Source organism: Ciceribacter lividus, from assembly GCF_003337715.1.
Lineage (GTDB): Bacteria > Pseudomonadota > Alphaproteobacteria > Rhizobiales > Rhizobiaceae > Allorhizobium > Allorhizobium lividum.
The window spans coordinates 206,385-230,539 of record NZ_QPIX01000009.1 but is presented as its reverse complement, the minus strand read 5'-3'; the positions used below and the strand labels follow the sequence as shown (position 1 = coordinate 230,539).

Here is a 24,155-nt window from a genome sequence, read left to right as displayed (position 1 = left end):
TCGAGCACGCGGGTCTCGACGGCGAGCCCTTCCGCCTTCGCCTCTCCGGCGAGGCTCTCGAGCGCCTCCACGTTGATGTCGGTTGCGACCACGCTTGCGCCCGCCCGCGCAAAGGCCAGCGCACTCGCACGGCCAATCCCCTGGCCAGACGCCGTCACAAGGGTGCGTTTGCCGTCGAGAAGCGTCATGTCGAGATCCCCATGGTTGGTGTGGCATTGTCAGACCACCTGATGCTTCGTCCGTCAAGACCGGGAAGGGGCCCTGCGGTACGTTTCATGGGGCTCGCTGGGCTTTGCGGGAGACACCTGTGCCGCAAAGTTCAAAGCCGAACGATGCGGTGAAGAACCCATCTGTTCTGATAGTGATTTTGGGGCTTGAACCGTCGCCGGATTTGGCCCTACGATCCGGACCAACGCGCCGGAGAGTGCTGTCGTGCTCCGGCGGCAGGCGGTTGCCATCCGCGCGACCGCTAATCCATCGCTTTGCTTTCCAATGGGAATTTCGCTTCATGGAACTGGTGTTCGACGGTCACAATGATGTCCTCCTGCGGCTCTGGAGGGCTAAGGCGGCCGGAACGGACCCAATCGCGGAATTCGTCGGCGGGACCAGCCACGGGCATATCGACGGGCCGCGCGCGAAAGTCGGTGGCCTCGCCGGCGGTCTGTGCGCGATCTACATTCCGAACACGGCCGATTTCGCGCTGAAGGCGCCGGACGCCAACGGGCATTATGCGACGCCGCTCGCAGAACCGCTGGAGCGGGCACCCTCGCTTGACGTGGCGCTCGCCATGGCCTCGATTGCCGTCAATCTCGATCGCGCCGGCGCCTGGCGGCTCTGTCGCTCGACGGCGGAGATCCGTGCTGCCCTCGACGCCGGGGTCTTCGCCGCCGTCATGCACATGGAGGGTTGCGAGGCGATCAGCGAGGATCTTGCCGCCCTCGACGTCTTTTACGCGGCGGGGCTGCGCTCGCTCGGGCCCGTTTGGAGCCGGAACAACATCTTCGGCCACGGTGTGCCCTTCGCCTATCCGATGTCGCCGGACACCGGCCCGGGTCTTACAGACGCCGGTTTCGAGCTCGTGCGCACCTGCAATCGCCTCGGCATCCTGATCGACCTTGCTCACATCACCGAGCAAGGTTTCTGGGACGTCGCGAAGACGACCGACCAGCCGCTCGTCGCCAGCCATTCCAACGCCCATGCGCTGACGCCGGTCGCCCGCAATCTCACCGACCGCCAGCTCGATGCGATCAAGGAGAGCCGAGGCCTCGTCGGGCTGAACTACGCCGTCACGATGTTGCGGTCCGACGGGCGGGACGATGCCGAGACGCCGCTTTCCGATATGGTGCGGCACGTCGACTATCTCGTCGAGCGAATGGGCATCGACTGTGTCGCTCTCGGATCGGATTACGACGGTGCGACGATTCCGGCTGAAATCGGCGATGCAGGCGGCACCCAGAAACTCGTTGCGGCTCTGAAAGGCGCCGGTTACGGTGACGAGGAATTGGCGAAGATATGCCGGGAGAACTGGTTGAGAGTATTGGCTTCCGCCTGGCACGAATAGGTGGGAAGCCCTGATAGGCAAAGCACAGAAAACAGGGGAACAGACATGTCCGGAATGCTGAACAAGCGCATGCATATAATGACGACCACTGCCGCTCTCGCCCTACTTCTGGCAGGTGTGCCGCAGGCTTTCGCTGCGACCCCGGCGGATACGCTGGTCGAGGGCTGGGCCATCGACGACATCATCACGCTCGATCCGGGCGAAGCCTTCGAGATTTCGACCGCGGAAGTCACCGCCAACAGCTACAGCAAGCTGGTCAGCCTCGATCTCAATGACACCTCCAAGGTCGTGGGCGAACTCGCCGACAGCTGGACGATTTCAGACGACGGCCTCATCTATACGTTCAAGCTGAAGCCGGGGCTGAAGTTCGCCTCCGGCAATCCGGTCACCGCGGAAGACGTCGCCTTCTCCTTCGAGCGGGCCGTCAAGCTCGACAAGTCGCCCGCCTTCCTGCTGACCCAGTTCGGGCTTACCGGCGACAACGTCGCGGAAAAAGCGAAGGCCGCCGACGAAACCACCTTCGTGCTGATCGTCGACAAGGCCTACGCGCCGAGCTTCGTTCTCAACGTGCTGACCTCCACCGTCGCATCCGTCGTCGACAAGAAGGTGGTCATGGAACACGCCAAGGCGATGACGCCGACGGACGAGTACAAGTACGATACCGATTTCGGCAACGAGTTCCTGAAGACCGGCTACGCCGGCTCCGGCGCGTTCAAGATCCGCGAATGGCGTGCCAACGAAGTCGTCGTGCTGGAGCGCAACGACAACTATTTCGGCGAGAAGCCGCCGCTTGCCCGCGTCATCTACCGCCACATGAAGGAAAGCGCCGGCCAGCGCCTGGCGCTCGAAAACGGTGATATCGACATTGCCCGAAACCTCGAACCGGGTGACCTCGAGGCGGTGTCGAAGAAGGGAGGCATTGCCACCACGTCGGCACCGAAGGGCACGCTCTATTACTTCAGCCTTAACCAGAAGAACGAGACGCTGGCAAAGCCCGAGGTTGTCGAGGCCTTCAAGTACCTCGTCGACTACGATGCGATCGGCGAGACCCTCATCAAGGGGATCGGCCAGATCCACCAGACCTTCCTGCCTGCCGGCCAGCTCGGCGCGCTGGACGACAAGCCCTACACGCTCGACGTCGCGAAGGCCAAGGAACTGCTCGCCAAGGCCGGAGTGCCGAATGGCTTCACCGTCACCATGGATGTCCGCAACAACCAGCCGGTGACCGGGATTGCCGAAAACGTCCAGCAGACGCTGGCGCAGGCCGGCATCAAGCTCGAGATCATCCCCGGCGACGGCAAGCAGACGCTGACCAAGTATCGTGCCCGTCAGCACGACATCTATATCGGTCAGTGGGGTTCGGACTATTTCGATCCGAACTCGAACGCCGAAACCTTCACCTTCAACCCGGACAACTCCGACGCAGGCACGAACAAGACGCTGGCGTGGCGCAATGCGTGGGATCCGAAGGACCTGTCGACCAAGACGCAGGCCGCTCTCCTCGAGAAGGATTCCGCCAAGCGTGCCGCCGTCTATGAGGAGTTGCAGAAGGAAGTTCTCGCCCGCGGTCCGTTCGTGATGCTCTTCCAGCAGATCGAGGTCGCCGGCTATTCCGACAAGCTGAAGGGTTTCAAGCTCGGCCCGAGCTTCGACACCAACTTCGTCTACACGATCTCCAAGGAATAAACGGCCTTGACCGCAGTGGAGAACAGAACCGAGGCGCGGCGTGCAAGGGCAGGCGCCTCGGACCTTGCCCTGTCATTCATGAAGTTCGTGCTGACGGTCGCGACGACCTTCCTCGGTCTTCTCGCCGTCACCTTCTTCATCGGCCGCGTCGTGCCGATCGATCCGGCGCTCGCCATCGTCGGTGATCGGGCGCCGGCCCATGTGGTGGAGCGTGTGCGCGAGGAGCTCGGGCTCAACCTGCCGCTCTACCAGCAGTTCGTCATCTATGTCCGGCAGGCCGTGACGGGCGATTTCGGCACGTCGGTGCTCACCACCAATCCGGTGATGACCGACATCGCCCGCGTCTTTCCTGCGACCATCGAGCTTGCGACCGTCGGCACCATCATCGGTGCCGTGCTCGGCGTGCCGCTCGGCGTGCTCGCCGCCGTCCGGCGCGGATCGATCGCCGACCAGATCGTCCGCGTCATCGGCCTTGTCGGCTATTCCGTGCCGATCTTCTGGCTGGGGCTGCTGGCGCTCGTTCTCTTCTACGCGAAGCTCGGCTGGGTGGCGTATCCGGGCCGGGTTGACATTGTCTACGAATACAGCTTCACGCCGGTCACCGGCTTCTTCCTCCTCGATGCGGCGATGCAGCGGCAATGGGACGTGCTGTGGGATCTCTTCCGCCACATCATCCTGCCCGGTGCGCTGCTCGGCTATTTCTCCCTCGCCTACATCAGCCGTATGACCCGCAGCTTCATGCTGAACGAGCTCTCCCAGGAATATGTCGTCGCGGCGCGGGCGAAGGGCCTCTCGGAGACCCGCATCATCTGGTTCCATGCGCTGCGCAATGCCGCCGTGCCGCTGATCACCGTGATCGCGCTTTCCTATGCGGGGCTGCTCGAAGGCTCCGTGCTCACGGAGACGATCTTCTCCTGGCCCGGGCTCGGCCTCTACATCACCAACTCGCTGCAGAACGCCGACATGAACGCGGTGCTGGGCGGCACGATCGTCATCGGCTCCGTCTTCATCGGGATCAACGTCCTGTCAGACGTTCTCTACCACGTGCTCGATCCGAGGACCCGCAGCCGATGAATACGAACGACGCGATCATCAAGCCGACGCTCCGCGAATGGCTGCTTTCCGACAGGCCGCAATCGCGCCGGCAGGCACGGCTCGGCCGCCTTTACGTGATCTGGAGCCGCTTCGCCGAGAACCGGCTTGCGGTGGCGGGTCTCCTGATCCTCTTCGGCCTCTTGTTCGTCGCGGCCTTTGCGGACGTGCTTGCGCCGCATTCGCCGGTGCAGGGCGATTTGCGCGGTGCGCGTCTTCTGCCGCCGGGCTCGGCCGGCTATCTGCTCGGTACCGACGACCAGGGGCGGGACATTCTCTCGCGTCTCATCTACGGCTCGCGGCTCACGCTCTTCGTCGTCGTGCTCGTGGCGGTCATCGCCGCGCCGGTCGGCCTTCTCGTCGGCACGATTTCCGGCTATGCGGGCGGCTTCGTCGATGGGGTGCTGATGCGGATCACCGACATCTTCCTCGCCTTCCCGAAGCTCGTCCTGGCGCTGGCGCTGGTTTCGGCTCTCGGGCCGGGGATCGAGAATGCGGTTCTGGCGATCGCCATCACCTCCTGGCCGCCCTATGCCCGCATCGCGCGGGCGGAGACCATGACGTTCCGGAATTCCGACTATATTTCCGCAGTGCGGCTGATGGGGGCCTCCCCGGCGCGCATCGTCACCCTGCACATCATGCCGCTCTGTCTCTCCTCGCTCATCGTGCGCGTGACGCTCGACATGGCCGGGATCATCCTGACGGCCGCGGGCCTCGGCTTCCTCGGCCTCGGAGCGCAACCACCGCTCCCCGAATGGGGGGCGATGATCGCCTCCGGGCGGCGCTTCATCCTCGACCAGTGGTGGGTCGCGGCCATGCCGGGTGCCGCGATCCTCATCGTCAGCCTAGGCTTCAACCTGCTCGGTGACGGGCTGCGCGATGCGCTCGACCCGAGAGAGGCCGGCCAATGACGCCGCTTCTCGAAATCCGCGACCTGAAGGTCGGCTATCCGACGCGCAATGGTCTCGTGGAGGCGGTGCGCGGGGTGAGCTTCTCGCTCGGCAAGGAGCGTCTCGGCATCGTCGGCGAATCCGGGTCGGGCAAATCGCAGACCGGTCGCGCGATCATGGGGCTGACGCCCCGGCACGCTCGGCTCTCGGCCGAGCGGCTGCGCTTCGGCGACATGGACCTTCTTTCGGTGCCGTCGCGGCAACGGCGGGCGCTTCGCGGCAAGAAGATCGCGATGATCCTGCAGGATCCGAAATATTCGCTGAACCCCGTGATGACGATCGGCCGTCAGATCGTCGAGACCTTGCGGACACACGAACCGGTTTCGAAGGCCGAGGCACGCGATCGGGCGCTCGCGATGCTGGAGGCTGTGCAGATCCACGATCCGAGCCGCGTCTTCGATCTCTACCCGCACGAGATTTCCGGCGGCATGGGTCAGCGGGCGATGATCGCCATGATGCTCGTCTGTGGCCCGGAACTCTTGATCGCCGACGAGCCCACCTCGGCGCTCGACGTGACGGTCCAGCTCGACGTGCTGGAAATCCTCGACAAGCTGGTCTCCGAGCGCGGCATGGGGCTGATCTTCATCTCGCACGACCTGCGGTTGGTTTCGTCTTTCTGCGACCGCGTGGTCGTCATGTATGCGGGGCGGGTGGTCGAGGAGCTGCAGGCCTCGCGGCTCTCCGAGGCGCAGCATCCCTATACGCGGGGGTTGCTCAACTGCCTGCCGCAGCTCGACCGCGACCGGCATCCGCTGCCGATCCTCGAGCGCAAGGCGGAGTGGGCGCTATGACCGCTGCACTGTCGATCAAGGACATGACCGTCACCTTCGACGGCTATCGGGCGCTCGCCGGCGTCAGCATTGATGTCGCTCCGGGCGAGGCCTTCGGCATCGTCGGCGAGTCCGGCTCGGGGAAATCGACGCTTCTGCGGGCGATCGCCGGCCTCAACCATTTCGACGGCGGCTCGCTCGACGTCGACGGTCGTCGCTATACCGGCCAACGCCGCGACCCGGAATTCTACCGCACCGTCCAGATGGTCTTCCAGGATCCTTACGGCTCGCTGCATCCGCGCCAGACGGTCGACCGGCTGCTGCTCGAGCCGCTAGCGATCCACGACTTTGCCGACACGGAAGCGCGGATCGCCCGGGCGCTCGACGAGGTCGGTCTCGGTTCCGGCTTTCGCTTCCGTTTCTCGCACCAGCTTTCCGGCGGCCAGCGGCAGCGTGTCGCGATCGCCCGCGCGCTAATCGTCGAGCCGAAGGTGCTATTGCTCGACGAGCCGACCTCGGCGCTCGACGCCTCGATCCAGGCGGAAATTCTCAACCTGCTCGAACAGACCCGACGGGACCGGAACCTGACCTTCGTGATGGTGAGCCACGACCTTGCCGTCATCAGCCACATGTGCGAGCGGCTGGCCGTGATGCGCGACGGCGGCGTGGTCGAAGAGCTTTCGGTCGAAGACCTGAGGCAGCGCGCTATCGGCGCGGATTACACCCGCCAGCTCTTGACGGCGAGCGAGGGCTTTCGGCGCGAGGCGTAGTGCCCCTTACGACAGTTCCGGACTTGTCTGCCGACCCGCGAGAACCGCAAGCGCCTCATCGGCGATCACCTGTTCCTCGTCGGTCGCGATGACGAAGACCTTCGTGCGGCTCTCCGGCGCGCTGACCATTTCCGTATTGATGGCGTTGGCCCCGTCATCGAGCGCGATACCGAGGAAGGCGAGCCGGTCGCAGACCGCATGCCGGATCGCCGGCTGGTGCTCGCCGATCCCGGCGGTAAAGACGAGCGCGTCGAGGCCGCCGATCGAGGCCGAGAGCCTAGCGACTTCGCCGGCGATGCGGAAGGTGAAGACGTCGAGTGCCTCGCGGGCTTCCGGCCGGTCGCTTTCGAGCAAGACCCGGCTGTCGGCGCTGATCCCGGAAAGGCCGAGCAGGCCGGACTTGTGGTAGAGCAAGTCTTCGACCTCTTCGCGGTTCATGCCCTTCGTCCGCATCAGGTGGAAGAGGACACCGGGATCGATCGCGCCGCTGCGGGTCGCCATCGGGATGCCGTCGATCGTCGAGAAGCTCATCGAGCTGTCGCGGCTCTTGCCCCCGCTGACGGCGCAGAGGCTCGCGCCGCTGCCGAGATGGGCAATCACCGTGCGGGCACCGGCGAGGTCGGGCCGGCGGCGGGCAAGCTCGGCGGAGATGAAGGCGTAGGAGAGGCCGTGGAAACCGTAGCGCTTGATTCCGTCGTCGTAGAAGCGCCGGGGAATGGCGAAGCGACGGACCACCGGTTCCTGGCCGGCATGGAAGGCGGTATCGAAGGAGGCCGTCTGCGGAAGGCCCGGTCTGAGGTCTGCCACCGCGCGGATCAGCCTTACGTTCTGCGGCTGGTGCAGGGGGGCGAGCGGAGAGAGCGCATCGATTGCCTCGATCGTGGCATCATCGAGCAGGACGGGTCCGTGGAACGTGTCGCCGCCGTGGACGACGCGATGACCGACCGCCGTCACCGCATCCATGTCGAAATGGTTTGCGAGCCAGCCGAAGGTTTCGTCGAGCACCTCGTGCAGGACATCGCCACCTTCGGCCTCCAGCGGAACGTCGAAGGTCTCCGGTCCTTCGACGAGATGGAAGGTCAGCGGCTTGTGGCGGAAGTCGATCATGCCCTTGCCGATGCGGCGGGCCTTGCCGTCCTCGCGCAGGAAGAGGCCGATCTTCACCGTCGATGAGCCGGCGTTGAAGGTGAGCAGCAGCTTGCCCGTCATTGGCAGGGCAGCCCCTGCGCCGACCGGCGGGCCGCCATCAGCTTGGCGAGAGCCGCCGAGGCGATCCGCACCTTTAAGCTGTCTGAGCGGCTGGTCAGGATGATCGGCACGCGGGCGCCGAGGACGAGGCCGGCGGCATCCGCGCCGGCGAAATAGAGGAGCTGCTTGGCGAGCATATTGCCGGCTTCGAGATCCGGCACCAGCAGGATGTCGGCCTGCCCGGCGACGGGGGAGACGATGCCCTTGGTGCGGGCAGCGTCGAGGCTGATCGCGTTGTCGAAGGCGAGCGGCCCGTCGACGCGGGCGCCGGTGATCTGGCCGCGCGCCGCCATCACCGTCAGGGCGGCTGCATCCAATGTCGCCGGCATCTTGCCGTTGACGGTCTCGACCGCGGCGAGCACGGCCACCCTCGGTTCGAGATTGCCGAGGAGGTGCAGGAGATCGACGGCGTTCTGGCAGATGTCGCGCTTTTGTTCGAGCGTCGGCGCGATGTTGATCGCCGCATCCGTGACGACGAGCAGCTTCGGATAGGCCGGCACGTCCATCACATAGGCATGGCTGATCCTCCGCTCGGTGCGAAGCCCGGACGAGGGCGCGACGACGGCGCCCATGAGTTCGTCGCTGTGAAGGCTCCCCTTCATCAGGATGGCGACCTTGCCCGCGACCGCCAGCCCGACGCCCAGTTCGGCCGCCGCATGGCTGTGCTCGGCGCAGACGATCTCGAAGCCGTCGAGCGCGACGCCGGCTTCCGCCGCGGCGGCGCGGATTTTCGCCTCCGGTCCGACCAGCACCGGATCGAGCAGCCCTTCGTCGCGGATTTCGGCGGCGGCGCGGATCGTTTCCGGCGAGCAGGGATGGATGACCGCGACCTTCAACGGTGGCGATCGCTTCGCATCGGCGACGATCGTGTCGAACTGGTCCTGATGCTGGGCCGCTGCAGCGATCAGCGAGGGCAGCACGGCGTGCGGCCACTCGACCCGCTCGAATCGGGTGATGACGGTCGCGAGCCCGGAAAGCACCTCCTCGCCCCTCTGGTTCATGCAACGGGTGTCGAGGACGACGATCTGCTTGTCCGTCCGCTTCTCGATCACGCTTACCGTTGCGGTGATCGTGTCGCCGGGTGCGACGGGTTTGTGGAATTTCAGTTCCTGTCCGAGATAGATGGTGGCGCCGGCCGGCGGGCGGCCGCCATCCGCCGCAGAGGCCGCGGACCAGATCGCCCGGGCGATGACCTCGCGGACGAAATCCCTCGCCGAAAAGGCGTGGTCGCCTTCTGATGTAACGTCGGATTCGACCGTACGCTCGACGATGGCGCTGTCACCGACCGCGATTTCGTCGAAGGTCCGGTTCGTCAGGAGCGGGCTGTTCATCGCGGCCTCATCGTTCGAAGATAAAGGTTCCGGGGGCCGCCTCGAGCGGCGGATAACCGCGCTCCGGCGCTCCGATCGTCGGTGGCGCGACCCTGGACGGGGAAGAGCGGGCGGCAAGCCAGTCCGACCAGCGCGGCCACCATGATCCGTCCTCGGACGCCGTGTCGCGCAACCATTCCTCCGTCCCGATGCAGGGGTCTGCTGCGGCTTTCGTCGTCATGCGGAAGTGGCGGTGCGGGTGACCTGGCTCGCTGACGATCCCGGCATTGTGGCCGCCGCTCGTCAGGACGAAGGTGACTTCGGTGTCGGCGAGCGCATGGATCTTGTAGACCGATCGCCATGGCGCCACGTGGTCGCGCTCGGTTCCGACCGCGAAGATCGGCACGCGAATGTTCTGTGGAGCGGCCGGATGATCGCCGACCATGTAGCGCCCGGCGGCGAAGTCGTTGTCGAGGTAGAGGCGCTGCAGGTATTCCGAATGCATGCGGAAGGGCATGCGCGTTGAATCGGCGTTCCACGCCATGAGGTCGTTCAGCGGCTGGCGTTCGCCCATCATGTAGTCGCGCACGACCCGCGACCAGACGAGGTCGTTCGACTTCAAGAGCTGGAAGGCGCCGGCCATCTGGTCGGCGGAAAGATAGCCGCGGTTCCACATCATGCTTTCGAGAAAGTGCAACTGGCTGTGGTCGATGAAGAGCGCGAGCTCTCCGGGTTCGGTGAAATCGATCTGGGCGGCGAGCAGGGTCACGGAGGCGAGGCGGTCATCGCCCGCGCGCGCCATGGCGGATGCCGCAATCGAGAGCAGCGTGCCGCCGAGACAATAGCCGGTCGCATGGATCTTGCGGTCGGGGAGGATCGCCTCGATCGCGTCGAGGGCCGCCATTACGCCATGCTCGCGATAGTCGTCGAGCCCGAGATCCCGGTCGGCGGCGGTCGGATTGTGCCAGGAGATGCAGAAGACGGTGTGGCCGCGGTCGACCAGGTAGCGGATGAGCGAGTTCTGCGGCGAAAGATCGAGGATGTAGTATTTCATGATCCAGGCCGGCACGATGAGGATCGGCTCGGCATGGACCGTCTCCGTCGTGGGCGCGTACTGGATGAGTTCGATCAGGCGGTTGCGGTAGACCACGCGGCCCGGCGTGACCGCCACCGTCTCGCCCGGTACGAACTCCTCCGTGCCGGCGGTCGGTCGGCCGGTAAGCCGCCGGTTGGTGTCATCGACAAGATTGCTGAGACCGTCGACGACGTTCATCCCTCCCGTCTCGGCGGTTCTCTTCAGGACGTCGGGATTGCTCCAGGCGAAGTTCGAGGGAGAGAAGACGTCGAGCATCTGGCGGGCGGCGAAGGAGATCACATCCTCATGGTGGGGCGTCACACCGGGGACGTCGTTGGTGACGTTGTGCCACCATTGCTGGTTCAGCAGGAAGGTCTGGGAGAGGATATTGAAGGGGAAGTGTTTCCAGCCTTCGCTGGCGAAACGGTCGTCGCCGGGCAGTGGCTCAATGCAGGGAGGCGTCTGCGGGTCGGTGGCGCAGGCGGCGAGATGGACGGCGAGCCGATTCGACTTGCGCAGCGCCTTGTCCAGAAGCTCCAGCCGCTTTCCCGGTGCCATGGCGAGATGCGTCGCCCAGTCGAAAACGGCGAGCGAGAGCGCCGCCGGCGAAAGTCCGCCGGTCATCGGCGCCATCAGCGCCTCGGTCATCCGGTTGAGCGCGGCAAAGGCTTCGGCTTCCGAGGCCTCGTCCGCGCCGAGCGCCGAGAGCGTCGTATCGAGATCGACCGGGAAAGGCTCGGGCGTCTTGATCATGCTTTCTTTCGGCACGCGAAGCTCCTCGCTCTGCACGGCAGTCATTGTCGCTCCTTTGCGGGAAGCCGGGCCTGATATCGCATCGGCAGTATGGCCCAATGCCCGCAATCCAAAATCCCGCACTCCCTCAGCCGAAGCGATCGCGCCAGCAGAGCTGTGCCCCTTCGACCGGCAGGGTGGTCGCTTCATAGACGCCGCGGGCGACCGCCCGGGCCATCACCAGCGCCGCGAGATGGCAGAGTTCCATGAAGTCCGCCGAGCTTGCGAGCCGCCGCGCATTGGTCGCCGCCGCAAAGACGGTATCGCCGTCGGCCGGCAGATGCGCCGGCAGCACAGCCCGGCCGATGCCGTTCTGGCCCATGATAGACAGCCGGTGCGCCTGCGCCTTGGTGAGCGCCGCATCGGTGACGACCGCGCCGATCGTCGTGGCGGTGAGATTGATCCCCTTCGCCCGCAGGATGGTGTCGGGCGCGGAGAAATTGGCCGGCAATCCGATGCCGCCGAATTCGTCATCGAGTTCGAAGGGAGCCGACCAGAAAAAGGGGCCGTCGCCGATGGTGGCGGACCCCATGGCGTTGACGGCGACGATCGCCGCCACCTTGTGGCCGCCGGTGGTCATGGCGCTCGCCGAGCCCAGCCCTCCCTTGACGGTCGCCGTCGTCGCGCCGGTGCCGGCGCCGACGCTGCCGAGCGCGAAGGCGCCCTTGGCGGCCGTCTTGAAGGCGGTATAGCCCATGTCGCGATAGGGCGACTGGATGCCCCAGTCCTTGTTGCCGCCGTTCAGGAGATCCATGAGGATCGCCTGCGGCACGATCGGCACGCGCACGTCGCCGACGGGAAAACCGCGACCGATCTCGCGCAGGCCCGCCTGCACGCCGCCTGCCGCGTCGAGACCGAAGGCCGAGCCGCCGGAGAGCACGAGGGCGTCCACCACCTCCACCGTCATCGATGGGTCGAGGAGGCCCGTCTCGCGTCCGCCTGGCGCACCGCCGAGTACGCTGCCGGAGGCCACTGCCGGCTCGTCGAAGACGATTACGGTGACGCCGGAGCCGAGCTCGAGGTCGGTCGAATGGCCGACGGAAACACCTTCGATGTCGGTGAGCAGGTTTTCGAGGGCGCCTGCCATGCGTCTCTCCTGTTCGGTCGCCGTGGCCTTCGTGCAACGGCCTGATCCAGCGTCAAATCTGCCGCCGGAATGTGCCGGCGTTCTTGACATGGATCAAGGGCGGGCGTGAATTTCAACTCCAGATTGGCCGACATGGCTTCCGGAGCGTTCCGCCTCCGGCCGAGCATCTCGACAGGTTTCGATCTCTCGTCTTTCCGTTTTTCTGCAGAAGAGCGTCCAATGAAGAAGACTGCAAAGTTTGTCGCGGCTCTCGCCGCTCTGCTGGTCGTCGCCGGTGCCGCGGGTTATGCCTATCTCCAGTGGGTTCAGCGCGATGCCCTGCCGGCGGGAATTGCCGCGGGCAACGGCCGAATCGAGGCGACGGAAATTGACATTGCAACGAAGTTCGCCGGAAAACTGGCCTCGGTCGAGGTGGCGGAAGGCGACTACGTCACGAAGGGCCAGGTGCTCGCCCGCATCGACACCGCCCAGGTCGAGGCGCAGCTGCGCGCCGCCGAGGCGCAGATCAAGGAGGCCGAACAGGCACGCGATTCCGCCAAGTTCAGCCTGTCGCAGCGCCAGAGCGAGCTTAGCCTTGCCGAGAAAGACCTCGAACGCCAGCTCGTGCTGCTCGGCAAGGGATTCGTCTCCGACCAGCGGGTGGATTCGCAACGCCTCGTCAGGGACAGCGCCCGGGCCGCCCTTTCGGCGGCCGAAAGCGGCCTGCGCAGCGCCGAGGCGGCGATCGAGAGCGCTACCGCCGCGCGTGACCAGATCACCGACATGCTGAGCAACGCGACCCTCGTCGCGCCGAAGGACGGCCGCGTTCTCTATCGGCTCGCCGAGCCCGGCGAGGTTCTCGGCGCAGGCGGCAAGGTGCTGACGCTGCTCGATCTCTCCGACGTCTACATGACGATCTTCCTGCCGTCCGCGGACGCCGCTCGTACGGCGATCGGGGCCGAGGGGCGCATCCTGCTCGACGTCCTCCCGGATCGGGCGGTGCCGGGCACAGTGTCCTTCGTATCGCCGCAGGCCCAGTACACGCCGAAGCAGGTCGAGACCCGCAGCGAGCGCGACCGCCTGATGTTCCGCGTCAAGATCAGCGCGCCCAAGCCGCTGGTGGCGCAGTATCTGCAGCAGGTGAAGACGGGCGTCACCGGCGTCGGATACGTGAAGCTCGATCCCGCGGTCGTCTGGCCGAGCTGGCTGGAGTCCGACCTGACCACAGGTGCCGCGACCGATGCCAAACCCTGAGGCCGATCGTCAGGAGCCGGGCGTCAAGCTGCGTGGTGTCTCCCATCGCTACGGCCGTGTCGTCGCGCTCGACGGCATCGACCTCACCGTCGCCGCTGGGTCGAAGATGGCGATCGTCGGCCCCGACGGTGTCGGCAAGTCGACCCTGCTCGGGCTCGTCGCCGGCGCCAAGCGCATCCAGACCGGCAGCGTCCGTTCGCTCGGAAGCGACATGGGCGGGCAACGCTCCCGGGCCGGCGTGCTGCCGCGGATCGCCTATATGCCGCAGGGCCTCGGGCGTAACCTCTATCCGAGCCTTTCCGTCAGCGAGAACGTCGATTTCTTCGCCCGGCTCTTCGGCCACGGCGAGGCCGAGCGCCGGCGACGCATCGCCGAGCTCCTGAAGGCGACCGGCCTCGATCCGTTCGGCGACCGCCTGATGGGCAAGCTCTCCGGCGGGATGAAACAAAAGCTCGGGCTCTGCTGCGCGCTCGTGCACGACCCGGATCTCCTGCTGCTCGACGAACCGACGACGGGGGTCGATCCCTTGTCGCGGCAACAGTTCTGGGACCTCGTGGAGAGCATCCGCAGGGCGCGTCCGCGCCTCACGATCCTCACGGCCACCTCCGACATCGACGAGGCGATGCGCTTCGACCGGGTTGCGATGCTGAACGACGGCCGCATCCTGGCCGATGGGACACCGGCGGAACTCCTTGCCCGCACCGGTGCGAGCACGCTGGAGCGGGCCTTCGTGAGCCTGCTCAACGAGAACGGGCACGGTGCCGCGGTGGACAACGGCAAGGTCCCGGCGACGCGGCCGGTCGAGAGCGAGAGCATCGCGATCGAGGCCAAGGGGCTGACACGGCGCTTCGGTTCGTTCACTGCCGTCGATCATGTCAGCTTCCGTATCCCGCGCGGGGAGATCTTCGGCTTCCTCGGCTCGAACGGCTGCGGCAAGTCGACGACGATGAAGATGCTGACCGGGCTTCTGCCGGCAAGCGAAGGGGAAGCTTTCCTGTTCGGCGAGCCGGTGGATGCCTCCGACATTCCTGCTCGCCGGCGGGTCGGTTACATGTCGCAGGGCTTTTCGCTCTACGGGGAGCTCACCGTGCTCCAGAATCTCCGGCTGCATGCGGCGATCTTCGACTACAAGGGCGCAGCCGCGTCGGCGAGAGTGAACGAGCTTTCGGAGACGTTCGGACTGTCGGAGTATCACGACACGGTGTCGGAACGCCTGCCGCTCGGCGTGCGCCAGCGTCTCCAGCTCGCGGTCGCGCTTCTGCACCGGCCGGAAGTCCTCATTCTCGACGAGCCGACCTCCGGCGTCGATCCGATCGCCCGCGACGCCTTCTGGGACGACCTGCAGCGCGTCTCGCGCGAGGACGGCGTGACGATCTTCATCTCCACCCACTTCATGTCCGAGGCGGAGCGGTGCGACCGCATTGCCTTCATGCATGCGGGCAAGGTGATTGCGAGCGGTGCCCCGGAGAAACTCAAGGCCGAGACGCAATCAGCCACGCTCGACGAGGCCTTCATCGCCTACATGAAGCAGGGTGGGCGCGAGGAGATGGCATCCTTCGACGCGGCCCTGCCGGCCGCAACCGGGGCGACGACCTCCGTGAAACAGACCTTCTCGCTGCGGCGGGCCGTGGCTTATGCCCGGCGCGAGATGATGGAGCTCGTGCGGGACCCGATCCGTCTCGCCTTCTCGCTTCTCGGGACGGCCATCCTGATGCTGATCCTCGGCTACGGAATCACCCTCGATGTCGACGATCTCCGGCTCGGCGTGCTCGACCGCGACCAGACGGCCGAAAGCAGGGCCTATATCGACAGCTTCGCGGCCTCGACGGCGTTCCGTTACGAAGGTCCCCTGGCCGATCATGAGGAACTCGAGCAGAAGCTCAAGGCCAACGACATTGCGATCGCGCTGGAAATCCCCGAGCGCTTCGGTGCGGATCTGCGATCCGGGCACACGACCACGGTCCTTGCGACACTGGACGGGGCGATGCCCTTCCGTGCGGAGACGATGCTCGGCTACGTTTCGGGTGCGCATGCGCATTTCCTCACCGAAGCGGCACAGGCGGCCGGCATCTCGGCGAGCACGGCGGCAAGTGTCGAAATGCGCTATCGCTACAATCAGGCGTTCCGCAGTCTCGATGCGATGGTGCCGGCGGTGGTCGCCATCCTGCTGCTCTTCATCCCGTCTATCCTGACCGCGCTCGGCGTGGTTTCCGAAAAGGAGCTCGGCTCGATCAGCAATCTCTATGTGACGCCGGTGACCAAGCTCGAATTCCTGCTCGGCAAGCAGGCTCCCTATGTCATTGTCGGCTGCGTCAACTACGTCGTTCTCGTCGTGATGGCGGTCGCCCTCTTCGGCGTGCCGATCAGGGGCAGTTTCCTTGGTCTTTCGCTTGCGGCCTTTCTCTATCTCCTCGCCACCACGGCGATCGGCATCCTGAGCTCGACCATGACCCGGACCCAGGTCGCCGCGATGTTCGCGACGGCGATCGGCACGATGATGCCGGCGACGCAGTTTGCCGGACTGTTGCAGCCGGTCGCGACCCTCGAAGGGGCAGGCAGGATCATCGGAACGCTGTTCCCGACCACCTATTTCCTGCGTGCGAGCGTCGGCGCGTTCACGAAGGCGCTCGGCTTTTCCGATCTCGTGCCCTTCATCTTGCCGCTCGTGCTGTTCTGGCCGGTCCTGATCGCCATGGCCTGGCTGCTCTTGCGCAAGCAGGAGGTATGACCATGCTCGATTTCCGTAACATCGCCGCGCTCTTCGTCAAGGAACTGATCGGTATCCGCCGGGACACGGTGCTGATGGGCTTTGTGATCTATGCCTTCACGCTTGCGATCTACATGCAGGCGACGGGCATCACGCACGAGCTCAACCGCGCGACCGTCGGGGTCGTCGACCAGGATGTCTCACAACTCTCCTCGGCGATCCTGGACGCCCTGCGTCCCCCGCAGTTCCAGGCGCCCGTGTCGCTCTCGCCGGGCGAGGTCGATCGCCTCATGGACCAGGCGCGCTTCACCTTCGTGCTCGACATCCCGCCGAATTTTGAGGCCGACGTGCTTGCCGGCCGCAGCCCGTCGGTCCAGCTGCTGATCGACGCGACGGCGCTGATGCAGGCGGGTATCGGTGCGGGTCACATCCAGTCGGTCGTCAACCAGGAGGTCTCACGCTTCGTGACCCGGACCGAAAAGACGACCAGCCTGCCGGTGGCGATCGAGGTGCGCATGGCCTTCAACCAGACGCTGACCACGGCCTGGTTCACCGGAACGTCCGGGCTCATCAACAACGTCACCATGCTCGCCGTCCTGCTCGCCGGGGCGGCGCTGGTGCGGGAACGCGAGCACGGCACGCTCGAACATCTCCTCGTCATGCCGGTGCGGGCGACGGAGATCATGCTGAGCAAGCTCCTCGCGAACGGCCTGGTGACGCTGGTGCTGACACTGCTGTCGGTCGTCTTCGTGCTCGACCTCTGGATCGGTATGCGTATTTCGGGCTCGCTCTGGCTGTTTGCCGCAGGCGTCTTGCTCTATCTCTTCTTCGCCACCTCCTTCGGCCTGTTCCTCGGGACAATCTCCCGGTCGATGCCGCAGATGGCGCTGCTCTTCATCCTGACGGTCCTGCCGATGACGATCCTCTCGGGTGGCATGACGCCGCTCGAAAGCATGCCGGACTGGCTGCAGATCGGCGTGCAGGTTTCGCCGACGACACACTTTGTCTCCTTCGCGCAGGCAATCCTTTTCCGCGGCGCGGGTTTTGCTGTGGTCTGGCCGCAGTTCCTCGCGACCGCGGTGATCGGTCTGTTCTTCTTCCTGTTCAGCATGGCGCGGTTCCGCAGCTTCATCGCGGCACAGCAGGGGTAGCGGGACGCTCTCGTGCCGATGCAATCCGACATCTGCGATGACGGTGCGGCCGCGATCTGATAAGAGCGGGATGCTTCCTTTCCTGCCTGCCGTTCGCGCGGGCGATACGTTCTCTCAAGCCCGGAGTTATTCGCATGCCCGGTCCTCAGGTGGTCCCCGTCGAGGGGGATCTGCAACTGCCGAAACACGTTGACGTAGTCGTCATTGGCGGCGGGATCATCGGCGCCTCGACGGCGCTCGAACTTGCCGAACGCGGCGTGTCGGTGGCGCTTTGCGAGAAGGGCGGCATCGGCGAGGAACAGTCGAGCCGAAACTGGGGATGGGTGCGCATCTCCTGGCGCGATCCGCGTGAAGTTCCGCTGATGGCCGAGGCCATCCGCATCTGGCAGGGGCTCGACGCCCGGACCGGCCGCGACACCGGCTACAAACAATGCGGCATCGTCTTCGCCTCGTTCGATGAAAAGTACGAAGCCAAGAACGCCGAATGGCCCGATATCCTGACCAAGTACCAGATGAAGTCACGGATGATCGACGGACCGGAGTTCAGCGGGCTTTATCCGGGCATGAAGCATGATTTCAGGAGCGCGCTCTACACGCCCGCAGACGGCCGCGCCGAGCCGCAGAAGGCGGCACCGGCGATTGCCGAGGCGGCGCGCGACAAGGGCGCGCATATACTGACGAAGTGCGCGGTGCGTGGGATCGAGACCTCGGGAGGGAAGATTTCCGGCGTGGTCACCGAACGCGGCACGATCGCCTGCTCCTCGGTCGTGCTTGCCGGCGGCGCCTGGTCGAGCCTCTTTGCCCGCAATGCCGGGGTCGACTTGCCACAACTGAAGGTGATGAACACCGTCATCCGCACCAAGCCGATCGAGGGTGGGCCGGAACAGACGCTCTACGGTCGCGACTTTGCTTTCCGCAAGCGTCAGGACGGCGGCTATACGATCGCTTCGCGCTACGACAACATCGTCGAGATCGTGCCCGACAGCTTCCGCTTCATGCTGAAATTCCTCCCTGCACTGAAGAGCGAGTGGCGTTCGCTGCGTTTCCGCGTTTCCGGCCGCTTCCTCGAGGAGGGTCGCATGGCGCAACGCTGGCGGATGGACGAGGAGACGCCGTTCGAACGCTGCCGCGTGCTCGACCCGAAACCGTCGGACAAGTGGACCAACCACGCGCTGGCACAGCTGAAGAAGGACTATCCGGTCTTCGCCAAGGCCGAGATCGCGCAGCGCTGGGCCGGCTATATCGACGTGTCGCCGGACGCCGTGCCGATCATCTCGCCGGTCGAGAAGGTTCCCGGCTTCTTCATCGCGACCGGCTTTTCCGGCCACGGTTTCGGCATCGGCCCCGGCGCCGGCCGGTTGATGGCCGATCTCGTCACCGGTCATACGCCTTGCGTCGATCCGACGGCCTTCAGGCTTTCGCGCTTCTTCGACGGATCGAAGATCGAAATCATCAGCGGGGTCTGAGAAAGGCAAAGGGCGCCGGAGCGCCTTTTGCCATCAGGTTTATGCGTCAGCGCTTGAGTGTCCGAGGGTCGAGTGCATCGCGGATCGCATCGCCTATGAAATTGACGCTGAGGACCGTGAGCGAGATCGCGAGCCCCGGCCAGAGCACGCGCGAGGGCGTGATCTGCAGGAAATTGGCGCCGTCGTAGAGCAGGCGTCCCCAGGTCGGGAAATCCGACGGGAAGCCGAGACCCAGGAAGGAGAGCGCCGATTCCGTGATGATCGCCGAGGCGATGCCGAGCGTCGCGGACACCATGATCGAGCTCATCACGTTCGGGAGGATGTGCTTCAGGATCACCCTGTGCTCGCGCATGCCGCTCGACTTGGCCGCCAGGATGAATTCCTGGCTTTTGACCGCCAGCACGTCGCCGCGGACGATGCGGGCGGTGTGCATCCAGCTTGTTATGCCGATCACGAAGACGATCAGGATGAAGATACCCGTCTCCGGACCGAACACGGTGCGGAGCGTATCGCGGAACAGCATGATGATGACGAGCAGCAGCGGCAGCAGCGGCAGCGCGAGGAAGAGATCGGTCAGGCGCATCAACAAGCCGTCGATCCGCCGGATATAGCCCGAAAGAACGCCGACGAGCGTGCCGAGAAAGAGGGCGAGCAGCATGGCCGTGATGCCGACGGCAAGCGAGATCTGCCCGCCGGCGAGGACCTGGGCCAGCATGTCGTGGCCGAGGTTGTCGGTGCCGAAGGGGTGGGCGAGCGAAGGTCCCTGGTTCTTCGCCCGGATGTCGATCTTGTTCGGCTCGACGGTGTGGATGAGCGGGCCGGCATAGACGGCAAGCACGATGAACAGGAAGACCGCCAGCCCGGCGACGCCGCCGGGATGGGCCTTGAACTGGCGCCAGAGGCCACCTTTCTGGACGTCGGAGGAGACTGCCGGTGCGGCGGCGGTAACATCAGTCATAGCGGATCCTCGGATCAAGGAGGCCGTAGAGCACATCGGCGATCAGGTTGAACAGCACGATGAGAAAGGCGAAGATGAAAGTCAGCGTCTGCACGAGCGGCATGTCGGCGCCCTGGATCGCGGTGATCAGCAATTGCCCGAGCCCGTTCACCCGGAAGATCTGTTCGGTGATGATGGCGCCGGAGAAGATCGTCGGCACGCCGAGGGCGATGACGGTCACCACCGGGATCAGGCTGTTGCGCAGCACGTGGACGAGCAGCACGACCTTCTCCTTCACCCCTTTCGCGCGGGCGGTGCGGACATAGTCCTGGTGCAGGTTGTCGAGCATAGAGGCGCGCACGAAGCGGCTGATCTGCGAGGTGTTGTAGAGGGTAAGAACGGTGACGGGCAGCACCATCTGCTTCACCTGCGCGACGAAGCTCGACCAGTCGGTGATGCTCAGATTGGTGTCGTAGATCGACGGAAACCACTGCAGGTAGGAGCTGAAGATCACAATCAGCAGCACGCCGGTGAAGAAGGTCGGCACGGAATAACCGACCATCGAGATGAAGGTGCCGATCTGGTCGAAGATCGAATACTGCTTGTAGGCCGAGATCACCCCGATCGGGATCGCCAGCAGCACGCCGAAGAGATAGGACAGGCCGACGACCCAGAGGGTCTGGGGCAATCTCTGCACGATGAGATCGACGACCGGACTGCGGGTCGCCCAGGACAGCACGCGCATGCGCTCGCCCGTGCCCACGGTGAGGCCGGTCATCTGTTCGAAGATATTGAGCGGTTCATTGACGAAGAATTGCTGCAGCCAGCGCAGGTAGCGGATGATGAAGGGCTGGTCGGCGCCCATGGCGGCGCGGATCTGTTCGCGAACCTCGGGAGGAATGGTCAGCGGCAGGTCGCTCAAGGGGTCGCTCGGCGCGAGGTCGAGCAGGGCGAAGATGATGAAGCTAATAGCCAACAGTGTCGGGATTGCGAAGAGCAATCGCCGCAGCGTGAAGGTGAACATCGGAGGCTCTCCAGACTGTCACGAAGCGAAATGCGACGACCGGGTCCGCGCGGGTAGCGCGGACCCGGTGCAACGGCACTTACTTCTTGCGGGACCAGTCTGCGACGTTCCAGAGTTCGCTGTCCCAGGCGTTCATCTTGACGCCTTCGAGCGTGGCGGAAACAGCCGAGGGCTGGCCGCGATGGATGAGCGGGATCTGGGCGACGTCGTTGGAGAGCATGTCGTTGAGCTTCTTGGCGATGGCCGCACGGTCCTCGAGCTTGCCGGTCTTGCCCAGTTCCTTGACGAGGGTGTCATATTCCGGATTGCAGTAGCGGACGATGTTTTCGCCCTGCCAGCCATTCGCCGGGCTCGGGATCTTGTCGCACATCCAGCCGGCCATGTACTTCTCGGGGTCGGTGCCGTCGAAGTTGTTGGTGTACATCTGAATGTCGGCATAGAACTTCTGGAAGGTGTCCGGGGAGGCCGGGTCGCCGCCGAAGAAGACGTTGGCGGAGATGTTGCGCAGTTCGACGGAGACGCCGATCTGGGCCCACATGTCCTTGACCAGCGCCTGCGTGCCCTGGCGGACGGAGTTGGTCGAGGTCTGGTAGAGGAAGGAGAGTTTGACGCCGTCCTTCTCACGGATACCGTCCGGGCCCATCTTCCAGCCGGCGTCTTCGAGCAGCTTGTTGGCTGCGTCGAGGTCCTGCTTCAGGCACCAGTCGACGGCCGTCGAAACGTAGATATCCGGGGCCGGCAGAATGTTGCAGGTCGGCTTGCCGTTGTCGCCGTAGCCGGCTTCATCGATGATGTCGCGATCGATGGCGAGCGAGAGAGCCTTGCGCACTGCCGGGTCGGAGAGAGCCGGATGCGGACCTGCCTCCTTGGTGGAGCGCTTGTCGCCGAGAGAGGGATCGACGGCATAGGGGTTGAGGTCGATACGTTCGACCTGCGTGCCGAAGGCAACCTCGATCTTGCCCTTGCCGGCCTGCATCATGGCGGCGAGCACTTCCGGTTCGACCTGCATGTTCCACGCATAGTCGAATTCGCCGGTTTCCAGAACCGAACGGGCTGCAGATGCCGCGTCGCCGCCACCCTTCAGCGTGACCGAGGCGAAAGCCGGCTTCGCCGGGTCGCGATAGTTCGGATTGGCGACAAAGGTGACGACATCGTTCGGCTTGAATTCTTTCACGACGAACGGGCCGGTGCCGATCGGGCCGAAGTTGGCCGAGGTGCATTCCGGAGCCTTGATACCAAGGCAATCCTTGAACTGCGCTGCCTGGATGATCGGCGACTGGGCGCCTACGAAGGCGCTGTAGGGATAGGGCTTCGGTTCAGCGAAGGAAACCTTGATCGTGGAGGCGTCGACGGCCTCGACATTGCTGACGCCTTCGTAATACGCCGCCTGGGCGCAACCACCGTCCGGAGCCGTGCAATATTTCCAGGTAAAGATTGCGTCGTCGGCCGTGACCGGTGTGCCGTCGGACCACTTGAGGTCGGGCTTCAGCTTCCACGTGATGCTCTTGAGGTCGGCGGCGACGCCGCCGTTTTCGACGGTCGGTATTTCGGCGGCAAGCATCGGCACGAGATTGCCGGTTTCGTCGTAGCGGGCGAGCGGCTCGATTACCATCGAGGAGCCGTACACTTCCTTGGTGCCGCCCGAGAGGTAAGGATTCATCGTGGATACGGCTTGCCAGAAAATGATTTTCAGGTCGCCGTCGGTGCCGCGTTCCGCCAGTGCAGGCGTGCCGGACAAGGCGATCGCGGCCACTGACGCTGCCAATAGAATACGCGCTTCATGCATTGCAATGTTCCCCTATTTATTTTCGTTGAGTTTTGCTGAGCAAGATATCCGACGGGCGAAACAAGCGGCGCCCCGGATGCAAAGCCATCAGATTTATGTGATTGGCCTTGTTCGATAATTTTGACTTATAGGCCCTCGCGAGTACAATCGGCCCGCCTGCAAATCCGGTGCTGGAAGTGCGAGCCTGATCAAAATTTGAGCTATCTAAGCATAGGGCTATTTTGTGTTCAAGGCGGAAAATTGCGGCTTGCAAAAGCGCTTTTAGCCGTCGCAGTATGGCCGCCAACGAGTGGGAACCGACAAGAAAAACAGAGGTCGCAATATGCCCGTCCTGAACAGCGCAAGCGAAATGCAGGCGGAGGTCGCAGCGTGGCGCCGCCATCTTCACCAGCATCCGGAGATCCTCTACGACGTCCACGAGACGGCCGCTTTCGTGGCCGACAAACTGATGTCCTTCGGCTGTGACGTCGTCGAAACCGGGATCGGCCGGACGGGTGTCGTCGGCATCATCAAGGGTCGGGCCGGCGAGGGGCCCGTGGTCGGCCTTCGCGCCGACATGGATGCACTTCCGATTGTGGAGACCAGCGGCAAGGAATGGGCATCGACGACGCCCGGAAAGATGCATGCCTGCGGCCATGACGGCCACACCGCCATGCTGCTCGGTGCGGCAAAGCACCTTGCCGAGACCCGTAATTTCAAGGGATCGGTTGCGGTGATCTTTCAGCCCGCGGAGGAAGGCGGCGGCGGTGGCCTCGCGATGGTCAAAGACGGCATGATGGAGCGCTTCGGCATCAGCCAGGTCTACGGCATGCACAACTCCCCCGGCCTGCCGCTCGGCCATTTCGCGACCCGCAGGGGTTCGATCATGGCGGCGGCGGACGAATACGAGGTGCTGATCCACGGGCGCGGCGGGCACGCCGCCCAGCCGCACAAGACGATCGACCCGGTGCTGGTCTCGGCGCATGCCATCATTGCGCTGCAGGCGATCGCCTCGCGCGAGACCGATCCGCTGAAGTCGGTGGTCGTGACGGTCGCCACGATTCACGGCGGCGACGCGTCGAACGTGATCCCGAACACGGTGAAGCTCACCGGCACGATCCGCACGCTGCTGCCGGAGACCCGCGACTACGCCGAGCGGCGCCTTTCGGAAGTCGTCAACGGCATTGCGCTCACCTTCGGCGCGCGGGCGGAGGTCAACTACCGCCGCGGCTATCCCGTCACCTTCAACCACGAAGGCGAGACGGACTTTGCAATCGACGTCATGCGCAAGGTGGCCGGGGCAAAGGCTGTCGAGACCGATCTCGCGCCGCTGATGGGGGCCGAGGATTTTTCCTACATGCTGGAGAGCCGGCCGGGTTCGTTCGTCTTCATCGGCAATGGCGACAGCGCCAATCTTCACCATTCCTCCTATGATTTCAACGATGAGGCGATCCCCTACGGCGTCAGCTACTGGGTGACGCTCGCCGAAACGGCGCTCGCGGCCTGAGGGCTCCCGAGACATCCGTTTGTC

The 24,155-nt window shown here is 64.7% G+C and carries 19 protein-coding genes; 11 read left to right on the top strand and 8 right to left on the bottom strand.

What is annotated here, in order from left to right:
• Window positions 1-188, bottom strand: a 188-nt coding sequence (locus DFR48_RS16795) for an SDR family NAD(P)-dependent oxidoreductase (protein ID WP_114364359.1), incomplete at its 3' end; no start/stop codon positions are given.
• Window positions 189-508: 320 nt separating this feature from the next.
• On the opposite strand from DFR48_RS16795, the gene DFR48_RS16790 reads away from it, so the two are divergent.
• From DFR48_RS16790 to DFR48_RS16765, 6 genes are all read left to right on the top strand, one after another.
• Window positions 509-1,561 (top strand): dipeptidase, encoded by a 1,053-nt coding sequence (locus DFR48_RS16790; protein ID WP_114364358.1) that lies wholly within the window; start codon window positions 509-511, stop codon window positions 1,559-1,561.
• Window positions 1,562-1,606: 45 nt separating this feature from the next.
• Entirely contained in the window at window positions 1,607-3,247 is a 1,641-nt protein-coding gene (locus DFR48_RS16785; protein ID WP_114364357.1) for an ABC transporter substrate-binding protein, read from the top strand.
• A 78-nt stretch (window positions 3,248-3,325) separates the two neighbouring features.
• Window positions 3,326-4,321 carry an ABC transporter permease gene (locus DFR48_RS16780; protein WP_425359264.1) on the top strand — a complete coding sequence of 332 codons (996 nt, stop codon included), beginning with the start codon at window positions 3,326-3,328 and terminating at the stop codon, window positions 4,319-4,321.
• Entirely contained in the window at window positions 4,318-5,250 is a 933-nt protein-coding gene (locus DFR48_RS16775) for an ABC transporter permease (protein ID WP_114364355.1), read from the top strand. Before DFR48_RS16780 ends, DFR48_RS16775 begins: the two co-directional genes overlap by 4 nt.
• Window positions 5,247-6,080 (top strand): ABC transporter ATP-binding protein, encoded by an 834-nt coding sequence (locus DFR48_RS16770; RefSeq protein ID WP_114364354.1) that lies wholly within the window; start codon window positions 5,247-5,249, stop codon window positions 6,078-6,080. Before DFR48_RS16775 ends, DFR48_RS16770 begins: the two co-directional genes overlap by 4 nt.
• Complete coding sequence (locus DFR48_RS16765) at window positions 6,077-6,829, top strand: ABC transporter ATP-binding protein (RefSeq protein WP_114364353.1); 753 nt, start codon at window positions 6,077-6,079, stop codon at window positions 6,827-6,829. The genes DFR48_RS16770 and DFR48_RS16765 overlap by 4 nt, the downstream gene beginning before the upstream one ends.
• Window positions 6,830-6,835: 6 nt before the next feature.
• Here DFR48_RS16765 and DFR48_RS16760 read toward each other — a convergent pair whose 3' ends face one another.
• The 4 genes from DFR48_RS16760 to DFR48_RS16745 form a co-directional block, all read right to left on the bottom strand.
• The gene (locus DFR48_RS16760) at window positions 6,836-8,038 is read right to left on the bottom strand and encodes an acetate/propionate family kinase (RefSeq protein ID WP_114364352.1); all 1,203 of its coding nucleotides are present in this window, start codon (window positions 8,036-8,038) and stop codon (window positions 6,836-6,838) included.
• Complete coding sequence (locus tag DFR48_RS16755) at window positions 8,035-9,408, bottom strand: bifunctional enoyl-CoA hydratase/phosphate acetyltransferase (RefSeq protein ID WP_114364351.1); 1,374 nt, start codon at window positions 9,406-9,408, stop codon at window positions 8,035-8,037. Before DFR48_RS16755 ends, DFR48_RS16760 begins: the two co-directional genes overlap by 4 nt.
• A gap of 7 nt (window positions 9,409-9,415) precedes the next feature.
• Complete coding sequence (locus DFR48_RS16750) at window positions 9,416-11,260, bottom strand: PHA/PHB synthase family protein (RefSeq protein WP_280956436.1); 1,845 nt, start codon at window positions 11,258-11,260, stop codon at window positions 9,416-9,418.
• Window positions 11,261-11,342: 82 nt separating this feature from the next.
• Window positions 11,343-12,341 carry a P1 family peptidase gene (locus DFR48_RS16745; RefSeq protein ID WP_114364350.1) on the bottom strand — a complete coding sequence of 333 codons (999 nt, stop codon included), beginning with the start codon at window positions 12,339-12,341 and terminating at the stop codon, window positions 11,343-11,345.
• Window positions 12,342-12,560: 219 nt separating this feature from the next.
• Between DFR48_RS16745 and DFR48_RS16740 the strand changes: the two genes are divergently transcribed.
• The 4 genes from DFR48_RS16740 to DFR48_RS16725 all read left to right on the top strand — a co-directional run bounded on the left by DFR48_RS16740 (window position 12,561) and on the right by DFR48_RS16725 (window position 18,898).
• Window positions 12,561-13,574: an HlyD family secretion protein gene (locus DFR48_RS16740; protein ID WP_114364349.1), complete on the top strand. Its 1,014-nt coding sequence runs from the start codon at window positions 12,561-12,563 to the stop codon at window positions 13,572-13,574.
• Window positions 13,561-16,302, top strand: coding sequence for a ribosome-associated ATPase/putative transporter RbbA (gene rbbA / locus DFR48_RS16735; RefSeq protein ID WP_114364348.1), 2,742 nt, complete (start codon window positions 13,561-13,563; stop codon window positions 16,300-16,302). Before DFR48_RS16740 ends, rbbA begins: the two co-directional genes overlap by 14 nt.
• A 2-nt stretch (window positions 16,303-16,304) precedes the next feature.
• Entirely contained in the window at window positions 16,305-17,432 is a 1,128-nt protein-coding gene (locus tag DFR48_RS16730; RefSeq protein ID WP_210206007.1) for an ABC transporter permease, read from the top strand.
• 134 nt (window positions 17,433-17,566) lie between these two features.
• Window positions 17,567-18,898 carry an NAD(P)/FAD-dependent oxidoreductase gene (locus DFR48_RS16725; RefSeq protein WP_114364346.1) on the top strand — a complete coding sequence of 444 codons (1,332 nt, stop codon included), beginning with the start codon at window positions 17,567-17,569 and terminating at the stop codon, window positions 18,896-18,898.
• Between the two features lie 46 nt (window positions 18,899-18,944).
• Here DFR48_RS16725 and DFR48_RS16720 read toward each other — a convergent pair whose 3' ends face one another.
• The 3 genes from DFR48_RS16720 to DFR48_RS16710 all read right to left on the bottom strand — a co-directional run bounded on the left by DFR48_RS16720 (window position 18,945) and on the right by DFR48_RS16710 (window position 22,645).
• Window positions 18,945-19,856, bottom strand: coding sequence for an ABC transporter permease (locus DFR48_RS16720; protein WP_114364345.1), 912 nt, complete (start codon window positions 19,854-19,856; stop codon window positions 18,945-18,947).
• The gene (locus DFR48_RS16715) at window positions 19,849-20,859 is read right to left on the bottom strand and encodes an ABC transporter permease (RefSeq protein WP_114364344.1); all 1,011 of its coding nucleotides are present in this window, start codon (window positions 20,857-20,859) and stop codon (window positions 19,849-19,851) included. The genes DFR48_RS16720 and DFR48_RS16715 overlap by 8 nt, the downstream gene beginning before the upstream one ends.
• Before the next feature lie 79 nt (window positions 20,860-20,938).
• The gene (locus DFR48_RS16710) at window positions 20,939-22,645 is read right to left on the bottom strand and encodes a peptide ABC transporter substrate-binding protein (protein ID WP_114364343.1); all 1,707 of its coding nucleotides are present in this window, start codon (window positions 22,643-22,645) and stop codon (window positions 20,939-20,941) included.
• Between the two features lie 322 nt (window positions 22,646-22,967).
• Between DFR48_RS16710 and DFR48_RS16705 the strand changes: the two genes are divergently transcribed.
• Entirely contained in the window at window positions 22,968-24,131 is a 1,164-nt protein-coding gene (locus DFR48_RS16705; protein WP_114364342.1) for a M20 aminoacylase family protein, read from the top strand.
• Window positions 24,132-24,155 lie beyond the last annotated feature (24 nt).